9 protein-coding genes are annotated in these 9,719 nt (G+C 61.7%); 6 read left to right on the top strand and 3 right to left on the bottom strand.

Annotated features, from left to right (window positions below; translation table 11 throughout):
* Positions 1 to 24: 24 nt before the first annotated feature.
* The gene (gene iolG, locus BLU35_RS25035) at positions 25 to 1,017 is read right to left on the bottom strand and encodes an inositol 2-dehydrogenase (RefSeq protein WP_093234919.1); all 993 of its coding nucleotides are present in this window, start codon (positions 1,015 to 1,017) and stop codon (positions 25 to 27) included.
* A 337-nt stretch (positions 1,018 to 1,354) separates the two neighbouring features.
* Here iolG and BLU35_RS25040 point away from each other — a divergent pair, with 337 nt between their 5' ends.
* Complete coding sequence (locus tag BLU35_RS25040) at positions 1,355 to 1,609, top strand: hypothetical protein (protein ID WP_057249114.1); 255 nt, start codon at positions 1,355 to 1,357, stop codon at positions 1,607 to 1,609.
* A 3-nt stretch (positions 1,610 to 1,612) separates the two neighbouring features.
* Here BLU35_RS25040 and BLU35_RS25045 read toward each other — a convergent pair whose 3' ends face one another.
* Both BLU35_RS25045 and BLU35_RS25050 read right to left on the bottom strand, forming a co-directional pair.
* Positions 1,613 to 2,062, bottom strand: coding sequence for a hypothetical protein (locus BLU35_RS25045; RefSeq protein WP_093234920.1), 450 nt, complete (start codon positions 2,060 to 2,062; stop codon positions 1,613 to 1,615).
* A 97-nt stretch (positions 2,063 to 2,159) separates the two neighbouring features.
* Positions 2,160 to 3,140, bottom strand: a complete 981-nt coding sequence (locus BLU35_RS25050) for a LysR family transcriptional regulator (RefSeq protein ID WP_058326420.1) — start codon at positions 3,138 to 3,140, stop codon at positions 2,160 to 2,162.
* Between the two features lie 284 nt (positions 3,141 to 3,424).
* Between BLU35_RS25050 and chvE the strand changes: the two genes are divergently transcribed.
* The 5 genes from chvE to BLU35_RS25075 form a co-directional block, all read left to right on the top strand.
* A complete protein-coding gene (gene chvE, locus BLU35_RS25055; protein WP_057249117.1) occupies positions 3,425 to 4,492 on the top strand; it encodes a multiple monosaccharide ABC transporter substrate-binding protein in 1,068 nt (355 codons plus the stop codon).
* A gap of 98 nt (positions 4,493 to 4,590) precedes the next feature.
* Positions 4,591 to 6,126, top strand: coding sequence for a multiple monosaccharide ABC transporter ATP-binding protein (mmsA, locus tag BLU35_RS25060; protein ID WP_093234921.1), 1,536 nt, complete (start codon positions 4,591 to 4,593; stop codon positions 6,124 to 6,126).
* The gene (gene mmsB, locus BLU35_RS25065; protein WP_093234922.1) at positions 6,126 to 7,334 is read left to right on the top strand and encodes a multiple monosaccharide ABC transporter permease; all 1,209 of its coding nucleotides are present in this window, start codon (positions 6,126 to 6,128) and stop codon (positions 7,332 to 7,334) included. The genes mmsA and mmsB overlap by 1 nt, the downstream gene beginning before the upstream one ends.
* Before the next feature lie 170 nt (positions 7,335 to 7,504).
* Positions 7,505 to 8,500 (top strand): AraD1 family protein, encoded by a 996-nt coding sequence (araD1, locus tag BLU35_RS25070; RefSeq protein WP_093234923.1) that lies wholly within the window; start codon positions 7,505 to 7,507, stop codon positions 8,498 to 8,500.
* A gap of 66 nt (positions 8,501 to 8,566) precedes the next feature.
* Positions 8,567 to 9,719 (top strand): aldehyde dehydrogenase family protein (locus BLU35_RS25075; RefSeq protein ID WP_093234924.1); only part of this gene is annotated, 1,153 nt, incomplete at its 3' end.

Consider the following 9,719-nt stretch of genomic DNA (forward strand, 5'->3'; position numbering starts at 1 on the left):
TTTGATGTATTACCGGCCGTAGCCTTAGGCGACGCTGATCTGACGCTTCTCGACAACCGACTTCACGGCGGCGTCGGCGAGCGCCAGTGCGGCGAGGCCATCCTTGCCCGACGGGGTGATCTCGGCACCCTTTTCGATCGCGGCGATGAAGCTCTCGATCTCGTTGGCATAGGCTTCAGTGTAGCGGGTCATGAAGAAGTCGTGCAGCGGCGGGCGGGTGTAGCCTTCGCCATTGGCGATCTCGATCGAGACCGGACGCTGGTTTTCAGCCGAGACGACGCCCTTCGAGCCGTGCACCTCGATGCGCTGGTCGTAGCCATAGGTGGCGCGGCGGGAGTTGGAGATGATCGCCTGCTTGCCGGAAGCCGTCTGCAGGATGACCGAGACGCTGTCATAGTCGCCGGCTTCGCCGATCGCCTTGTCGACGAGAACGGCGGCGGTTGCCGTCACGGAGACCGGCTCCTCGCCGAGCAGGAAGCGGGCCATGTCGAAGTCATGGATCGTCATGTCGCGGAAGATACCGCCCGAACGCTTGATGTAATCGACCGGCGGGGCGCCCGGATCGCGCGAGGTGATGGTCACCATTTCCACGTCGCCGATCTTGCCGGCGTCGATCGCCTTTTTGACGGCCATGAAATGCGGGTCGAAGCGGCGGTTGAAGCCGACCATCAGCTTGGCCTTGGTCTCGTTGACAACCTTGAGGCAGGCCTTGACGCGCTCGGCATCCAGATCGACAGGCTTTTCGCAGAAGATCGCCTTGCCGGCGCGCGCGAAACGCTCGATCAGGTCGGCGTGGGTGTCGGTCGGGGTGCAGATGACGACGGCGTCGATGTCGTCAGCCTTTTCGATCGCCTCGATGGTGCGCACATCGCCGCCATATTGCTTGGCGATGGTTTCGGCGGCGGTAGGGAAGGCGTCGGCAACGGCGACGAGCACGGCATCCGGATTGCCGCTGACGGCTTTCGCGTGAACCTTGCCGATGCGTCCGGCGCCCAGAAGACCAAATCTGACTGTCATCTCAGTTTCTCTCGAATTCCGGCTCGCGACCGGGAAGGGGCGTGATGATCGGCGCTCATCGCGCAAAGGCGCCGCGGAACACTGATTCCGCGAATCGATCGGAGAATTGCCACGAAAAATCGCGTGTTGGAACGCTGCGCCGGCGCCTCTCCCTTGGTACCTCCGCACCCAGTCGGCCCGTCCATTCATTTGGAATGAAGTAGCCGAGGTGGATTATTTCGGAATTTTTATTCCATTTTAGTTGCGTCCGTCAAGGGGCGTGAGGACCGCTGGACTTGCTGTCTTCAATGAATATCCCGTAAATGGGGAGCACATGATAAGGCCACCAGAGGACAGAATGCTCAAGTTCATCGACCCGGACCACCCCTTTTACCGCCCGCTATGGGTCCGCCTGCTGATCGTGGCCTTCTGCGCCGTCTGGACGGTGGTCGAGTTCCTGGGCGAACAGGCGATGTGGGGCATGATCTTCCTGGCCATGACGGCCTATGCCTCGGCAGCGCTGCTGGTCTTCTATAAGCCGAGCGAGAAGAGCGTGGATAAAGCCGCGGACGAAGAGCAGGGCAAGAGCGACGGGGACGGCGCCGCGGGCTGACGATCACGCCGCCGGGTTGATTGCGCGTATCTGCTGCGAGGCTTCGTCGATCAGCATGTTGGCGAGTTTCATGCGCACGGTCGCATTGGCGCGGAAGGCGGCCGGCAGGCGGTCCGGATGGTTCAGGGCGGCGAAGGCACGCCGCTTTGCCGCGAGCGTCATTTGTGTTTCGCCGTCGGCAAGCGCCAGCTCCGCAGCAACCTCGGCAAGGCTGGTGCGATCGAGATAGTCGGGCATGACGGGCGGGGCAGGCGGCTCGACGAAAGCCGCATCGAGATAGGCGCGTTCGACCGCGCCAAAAGACGCCAGGCCAGCGCTTTCGACAGCGAACGCGCCGGCGAAGATCGGCGCGCGCGGCGTCGCCAGTCTGGCCTCGACCTCTTCATCGAACTCGCTTTCCTCTTCCGTTTTCAGCCGTTCGAGCACCGACTGAAACACCGACATTCCGAACATGACGCCTCCACTTGGAAGGAAACCATGACAGCCGGAGGTTATCCCGGGCTGATCACTTGATCATGCCCGGGCTGATGACATGATCATGCCGGGCTGATCACGCACGGCCCTGCTTCAGGATGAGATCGTAGAGCAGCTTGGCACTCGGCGGCAGTGCGCGTCCCTCGGCGGTGATCAGCCCATAGGGCTTGATGCGGATCGGGATCTCGGTCTTGAGGATGCGGATCTCACCGGCCGGTGTGCCGTTGCCAGCAATCAGGTTGGCGACGTCGAGGGCCACCGGCGCGATCGCATTGGTGTGGCGCACGATCGACAACGTCAGGATGATCGAAGAGGTGTTGATGACGGTCGCCGGCAATCTCACGCCGGCCGCCACGAAACTATCCTCGACGGCGCGCCTGAGCAGCGTGCCCGGCGGCTGGAACACCCAGTCATAGGAGGGCAGGTCCTCGGCGACGACCACGGGCTTGTCGAGCAGCGGATGGCCGTCGCGCACGATCAGGCAGACTTCTTCAAACCCGATCTCCACCATGTTGAAGAGCCGCGGCGGCTGGTCGTCGGGGATGCGCCCAATGATGAAATCGTGGCGCGCGGCAAGCAACTCCCTTGCCAGAACGTTGCTGTTTTCGATCTGGACGTTGATCTCGATGCCGGGATAGGCGGTGATCACCTGGCGAATGGCGGGGACGGCGAGATTGAGCGCCGGGCCGGTGACGGAACCCAGAGAGACCGAGCCGCCGCTGCCCGTCTTGAGCTCGTTGATCTCGCGCGAGGCTTCTCGAAGCTCCAGAAAGATCGTGCGCGCCCGCCGTGCCAGCGCTTCGCCGTAAGGCGTCAGTTCGACGCCACGGGCAATGCGTTCGCAGACCGGCGCCTTCAGCATCGTCTCGATTTCCGACAGCATACGCGAGGCTGCCGGCTGCGAAATCCCGAGGGCTTCCGCGGCGGCGCTGATGCGCCTGTGGTCGTCAATTGCAAGTATCAGCCGGAGGTGGCTGATCTTCAAGCCGGAGCGAAAGAGTGCTGAATCGAAGAGTTCGCCGGCCGTCCCGGTGGCGCTTGCCTTCTGGTCACGCATTTCCAACCCCTGTGGTTTTTTTGGTTTTCAAATATTTTCAAAAATCACACTGTTCGCACGTGCTATAACAATTTTGGTATGCGTTCAAAGTAATATTGTATTTGACAGTTATATGTTTTGATTCCAGTTTTTGCTCATGTGCCAGCGCATGTAGGAGCATGCGAGGCGGGGAGGCCTCTCCTTCACCTTGATCCGCGGCCGGAGACGAGATCCCGGTCCGCGGATTGCTGCGCATAGACGGAAAGGCTCTGCCTGCCGGCTTCAACTTTTTTGGGAGAGAACTGATGAAATTGATGACTTCGCTTCTCGCAGCCGCTGCGATTTCGATCGCGTCCTTCGCTGCGCCCGTATTTGCGCAGGACAAGGGCACGGTCGGCATTTCCATGCCGACGAAGACGTCGACCCGCTGGATTTCCGACGGCGAGACGATGGAGAAGCTGTTCAAGGAAGCCGGCTACACCCCGGACCTGCAGTTCGCTGACGACGACATCCCGAACCAGCTCGCCCAGATCGAGAACATGGTGACCAAGGGTGCCAAGGTTCTGGTCATCGGCGCCATCGACGGCACGACGCTCTCCGACATCCTGCAGAAGGCCCATGACGCCGGCGTCAAGGTTATCGCCTATGACCGTCTGATCCGTGACTCTGGCAATGTCGACTACTACGCCACCTTCGACAACTTCCAGGTTGGCGTGCAGCAGGCGACGTCGCTGGTGCAGGGCCTCAAGCTCGATGGCGCAACCGAGCCCAAGAACATCGAGCTCTTCGGTGGTTCGCCTGACGACAACAACGCCTTCTTCTTCTACGACGGCGCGATGTCGGTTCTGCAGCCGCTGATCGACAGCGGCAAGATCGTCGTCAAGTCCGGCCAGAAGGGCATGGACCAGGTCGGCACGCTGCGTTGGGACGGTGCTGTCGCCCAGGCCCGCATGGAAAACCTGCTGTCGTCGAACTACACCGACGCCAAGGTCGATGGCGTGCTTTCGCCCTATGACGGCCTCTCGATCGGTATCATCTCGGCGCTGAAGGGCGTCGGCTACGGCTCAGGCGACATGCCGATGCCGGTTGTCACCGGCCAGGACGCCGAGCTGCCGTCGGTCAAGTCGATCCTTGCCGGCGAACAGTATTCGTCGATCTTCAAGGACACGCGCGAACTCGCCAAGGTAACGGTCGGCATGGTCAACGCGATCATGGAAGGCAAGGAGCCTGAGGTGAACGACACCAAGACCTATGAAAATGGCGTCAAGGTCGTTCCGTCCTACCTGCTGAAGCCGGTTGCCGTCGACAAGTCCAACGTCAAGGACGTGCTCGTCAGCTCGGGCTACTACACCGAAGACCAGATCAACAACTGATCTTTTTCAACGGGAAGGGCCCGTGCAAGCGCGCGGGCCCTTTTATCCAGAAGACGGAGCCGGTACTCTCTCGCAGACTGCCGCTGGAATGACTGAACATGGACAATATCATTCTTGAAATGCGGGGCATCACCAAGACGTTCCCGGGCGTCAAGGCGCTGGACAATGTCAGCTTCAAGGTCCGCGAAGGCGAGATCCACGCGCTCGTCGGCGAAAACGGCGCTGGCAAGTCGACGCTGATGAAGGTGTTGAGCGGCGTCTATCCCGCCGGCACCTATGAAGGCGAGATCCACTACGGTGGCGAAGCGCGTCGCTTCTCGACGATCTCCGACAGCGAAGACCTTGGCATCATCATCATCCACCAGGAACTGGCGCTGGTGCCGCTGCTGTCGATCGCCGAGAACATCTTCCTCGGCAACGAGATCGCCAGCAACGGCGTGATCCACTGGCCGCAGACCTTTGCCCGCACCCAGGAGCTCCTGAAGAAGGTGGGCCTCAGCGAGAGCCCGGCAACGCTCATCACCGACATCGGCGTCGGCAAGCAGCAACTGGTCGAGATCGCCAAGGCGCTTTCGAAGAAGGTGCGGCTCTTGATCCTCGACGAGCCGACCGCCTCGCTCAACGAAACCGATTCCGATGCGCTTTTGAAGCTCCTGATGGAGTTTCGCACGCAGGGCATGACCTCGATCATCATCTCGCACAAGCTGAACGAGATCCGCAAAGTCGCCGACCAAATCACCATCCTGCGCGATGGCGGAACCGTCGAAACGCTCGACTGTCAGACCGAAGATGTCGGCGAGGACCGGATTATCAAAGGCATGGTCGGCCGCGCTATGGAAGACCGCTACCCGCCGCGCGAGCCCAAGATCGGCGAGACGCTGCTGGAGGTGAAAAACTGGAATGTCTTTCACCAGCACCACCGCGACCGGCAGTTCCTGCACGACATCAATTTCACCGTGCGCGCCGGCGAAGTGGTCGGCATTGCCGGGCTGATGGGGGCAGGGCGCACCGAGACGGCGATGAGCATCTTCGGCAAGTCCTGGGGCCACAAGATCACCGGCGACGTGACGATGCGCGGCAAGCCCGTCGATGTCAGCACGATTCCGCGGGCGATCGATGCGGGTCTCGCTTACGTCACCGAAGACCGCAAGCAGCTCGGCCTCGTGCTGATCAACAACATCAAGGAGAACACGACACTCTCCAACCTGAAGGCGGTTGCCGCGAACGGCGTCATCGACGACCGCAAGGAAGCGAAGGTCGCCTCCGACTATCGCTCGAAGCTGCGCATCCGTTCGCACTCGATCTATCAGGAAACGGTCAACCTCTCGGGCGGCAACCAGCAGAAGGTCGTGCTGTCCAAATGGCTGTTCACCAATCCGGAAGTTCTCATTCTCGACGAGCCGACACGCGGCATCGATATCGGCGCGAAGTATGAGATCTACACCATCATCAACCAGCTTGCCGCCGAGGGTAAAGGCATCCTGATGATCTCATCGGAAATGCCGGAGCTGCTTGGAACCTGCGATCGCATCTACGTCATGAACGAGGGCCGCATCGTCGCCGAGCTCTCGAAGGCGGAAGCGAGCCAGGAATCCATCATGCGTGCCATCATGCGTTCAGGGGAGAAACACTAATGGTCGCCGATACGAGCACCCAAAACAACAAGCCCTCGATCGGGGACTATCTCAAGAACAACATCCGCGAATACGGCCTGCTCGTCGCGCTCGTGGTGATCATGCTGTTCTTCCAGTTCGTGACCAACGGCGTGCTGTTCAAGCCGGTCAACATCACCAACCTGGTGCTGCAGAACTCGTTCATCGTCATCATGGCGCTCGGCATGCTCCTGATCATCGTCGCCGGCCATATCGACCTATCGGTCGGCTCGATCGTCGCCTTCATCGGCGCGATCTCGGCGATCATGCTGGTCAAGTGGGGGCTGCCGGCCTTTGTCGTCATTCCCGCCTGTCTCGTCGTCGGCGGCATCATGGGTGCGGCGCAGGGTTATTGGGTCGCCTATCAGAAGATCCCGTCGTTCATCGTCACGCTTGCCGGCATGCTGGTTTTCCGCGGGCTTACCTACGTGGTGCTTGGCGGTCGTCCGATCGGACCGTTCCCGAAGGAATTCCAGCTGCTGTCGACCGGTTTCGTCCCCGACTTTCTCTATTTCCTCAATCCGGCGCCGGAAATGATTCAGAACCTGGTCGCGCTCGTGGCTGTCGTGGCGCTCGTCGCCTATGCCATCTATGCCGGCATTCGCGACCGCCGGATCAACGAGCAGCACGGCACCGAGAACGAACCCTTCATCTTCTTCGCGATCCAGATGGCGGTTATTGCCGTCGTGGCGTTGTTCATCGGCTTCCAGCTCGCGACCTATCGCGGCCTGCCGAACGTGCTGATCGCCATGGCCGTTCTCATCGCGCTCTATACCTTCATCACCACGCGCTCGACCATCGGCCGCCGCATCTACGCCATGGGCGGCAACGTCAAGGCGACCAAGCTTTCGGGCATCAACACCGAGCGGCTGACCTTCTACACCTTCGTCAACATGGGCGTGCTTGCGGCACTCGCCGGCATGATCATCACCGCCCGCCTCAACTCGGCAACGCCGAAGGCCGGCGTCGGCTTCGAACTCGACGTGATTGCGGCCTGCTTCATCGGCGGCGCCTCGGCGTCCGGCGGCGTCGGCAAGATCATCGGCGCGGTGATCGGCGCCTTCATCATGGGCGTGATGAACAACGGCATGTCGATCATGGGCATTGGCATCGATTACCAGCAGCTGATCAAGGGCCTCGTGCTCCTCGCAGCCGTGTTCTTCGATGTCTACAACAAGAACAAGGGTTGAGCCGAAAGCCATAAGACCCGACGCGAACCAGTAACATTCACCGGCAGCCGCGGCTGCCAGGATCGGCGGATTGGCCCGCCGGAATTGGGTGGCGAAAGCCAGCCGCGGGGACGCTTTTGCCTTGAGAAGGCGAAGACCGCGACCCGAACGACGACAGGAAGGACAGGATCGTGCTGATTTCGCAGATCAGGAACGAAGACGGATCGATAACGGTTGCGGTGCGTTTGCCCGGTGAAACCGCGCGTGCGGTCAATGGTGCTGCAAGCGTCTACGCTCTGGCGATGGAAGCGGCCAATGCCGGGCGCAGCCTGAAGGAGACGATCGAGACCAAGGGGCTTGGCGCCGCCGTCGACCTCGACAAGGCCTATGCGGAGGGACGTTTCCTGCCGCCGATCACCCATCCGGATCCGGCGCATCTGCACCTGACCGGCACGGGCCTCACCCATCTTGGTTCGGCCGCAACCCGCGACGCCATGCACAAGAAGACGAGCGAGGCGGCCGAGGAAACCCTGACGGACTCGATGAAGATGTTCCGCATGGGGCTCGAAGGCGGCAAGCCGAAGGCCGGCGAGACCGGCGCGCAGCCGGAGTGGTTCTACAAGGGCAACGGCACCTCAGCCGTGGCGCCAGGTTCGGCACTCGTTTCGCCAGCCTTTGCTGGGGATGGCGGCGAGGAGCCGGAAATGGCCGGCATCTACGTGATCTCCGACACGGGCGTTCCGTTCCGTATTGGTTTCGCCGTCGCCAACGAGTTTTCCGACCACAAGACCGAGCGGGTCAACTATCTCTGGCTGGCGCACTCGAAGCTGCGCCAGGCGAGCTTCGGCCCGGAAATCCGCATCGGGGTCGCCCCCGAGGACATCCGCGGCATGTCTCGCATCCTGCGCGGCGGCAAAGTGCTTTGGGAAAAGCCGTTTCTTTCGGGCGAAGCCAACATGTCGCACAGCTTTGCCAATCTTGAGCACCATCATTTCAAGTACGGCCTGTTCCGCCAGCCGGGCGATATTCATGTTCACATGTTCGGTACGGCGACGCTGTCCTTCGGCGACGGCATCCGCACCGAAGAAGGCGACGTGTTCGAGATCGAGGCTGATGGTTTCGGCCTTCCGCTCCGCAACACGCTAGCGATCGCTGCGGAAGAACAGGTCGCCATTCGCCAGCTCTGACACATCTCCTAAGCGCACCGTTCGCGAGGGACGGTCATGCGCGTTTATGAAGGAGGCTCGAAACCTATGACATTGCACCAGAACCTGATTGCCGGCGAGTGGGTCGGCGGTGACGGGGTTGCCAACATCAACCCGTCCGACACCAATGACGTTGTGGGCGAATATGCCCGTGCGTCTGCCGACGATGCCCGCGCCGCGATCGCCGCTGCCAAGGCTGCGTTCCCGACCTGGTCGCGCTCCGGCATCCTCGAGCGCCACGCGATCCTGAGGAAGACCGCCGACGAGATCCTTGCCCGCAAGGACGAGCTCGGAAGGCTGTTGTCGCGCGAGGAAGGCAAGACGCTTGTCGAAGGCATCGGCGAGACCGTGCGTGCCGGCCAGATCTTCGACTTCTTCGCCGGCGAATGCCTGCGACTGGCGGGCGAAGTGCTGCCGTCGGCCCGACCCAATATCGGCGTCGAGATCACCCGCGAGCCGGTCGGCGTCGTCGGCATCATCACGCCCTGGAACTTCCCGATCGCCATTCCCGCCTGGAAGATCGCGCCGGCTCTTTGCTATGGCAACACCGTCGTCTTCAAGCCGGCCGAACTGGTGCCCGGCAGCTCCTGGGCCATCGTCGACATCCTCCACCGTGCCGGCCTGCCGAAGGGTGTCCTGAACCTCGTGATGGGCAAGGGCTCGGTCGTCGGCCAGGCGATGCTCGACAGCCCGGATGTGCACGCCATCACCTTCACCGGCTCGACCGGCACCGGCAAACGGGTGGCGCTCGCCTCGGTCGAGCACAATCGCAAGTACCAGCTGGAGATGGGCGGCAAGAACCCCTTCGTCGTGCTCGACGATGCCGATCTCACCGTTGCGGTCGAAGCGGCGGTCAACTCCGCCTTCTTCTCCACCGGCCAGCGCTGCACGGCGTCGTCGCGCATCATCGTCACCGAGGGCATTCACGACCGCTTCGTGGCCGCCATGGGCGAACGGATCAAGGGGCTGACGATCGACGACGCGCTGAAGGCCGGCACCCATATCGGCCCGGTGGTCGATGAGGGCCAGCTCAACCAGGACACCGACTATATCGCCATCGGCAAACAGGAGGGCGCGAAGCTCGCCTTTGGCGGCGAGCTGATGAAGCGCGACACGCCCGGCTTCTACCTGCAGCCAGCGCTGTTCACCGAGGCGACCAATCAGATGCGCATTTCGCGGGAAGAGATCTTCGGGCCGGTGG

This window comes from Sinorhizobium sp. NFACC03, from assembly GCF_900103435.1.
GTDB lineage: Bacteria > Pseudomonadota > Alphaproteobacteria > Rhizobiales > Rhizobiaceae > Ensifer.

Excerpts from the sequence above, each read along its gene's own strand:
- iolG (WP_093234919.1), bottom strand. The coding sequence starts at position 1,017 with ATGACAGTCAGATTTGGTCTTCTGGGCGCCGGACGCATCGGCAAGGTT.
- BLU35_RS25040 (WP_057249114.1), top strand. The coding sequence starts at position 1,355 with ATGCTCAAGTTCATCGACCCGGACCACCCCTTTTACCGCCCGCTATGG.
- BLU35_RS25045 (WP_093234920.1), bottom strand. The coding sequence starts at position 2,062 with ATGTTCGGAATGTCGGTGTTTCAGTCGGTGCTCGAACGGCTGAAAACG.
- BLU35_RS25050 (WP_058326420.1), bottom strand. The coding sequence starts at position 3,140 with ATGCGTGACCAGAAGGCAAGCGCCACCGGGACGGCCGGCGAACTCTTC.
- chvE (WP_057249117.1), top strand. The coding sequence starts at position 3,425 with ATGAAATTGATGACTTCGCTTCTCGCAGCCGCTGCGATTTCGATCGCG.
- mmsA (WP_093234921.1), top strand. The coding sequence starts at position 4,591 with ATGGACAATATCATTCTTGAAATGCGGGGCATCACCAAGACGTTCCCG.
- mmsB (WP_093234922.1), top strand. The coding sequence starts at position 6,126 with ATGGTCGCCGATACGAGCACCCAAAACAACAAGCCCTCGATCGGGGAC.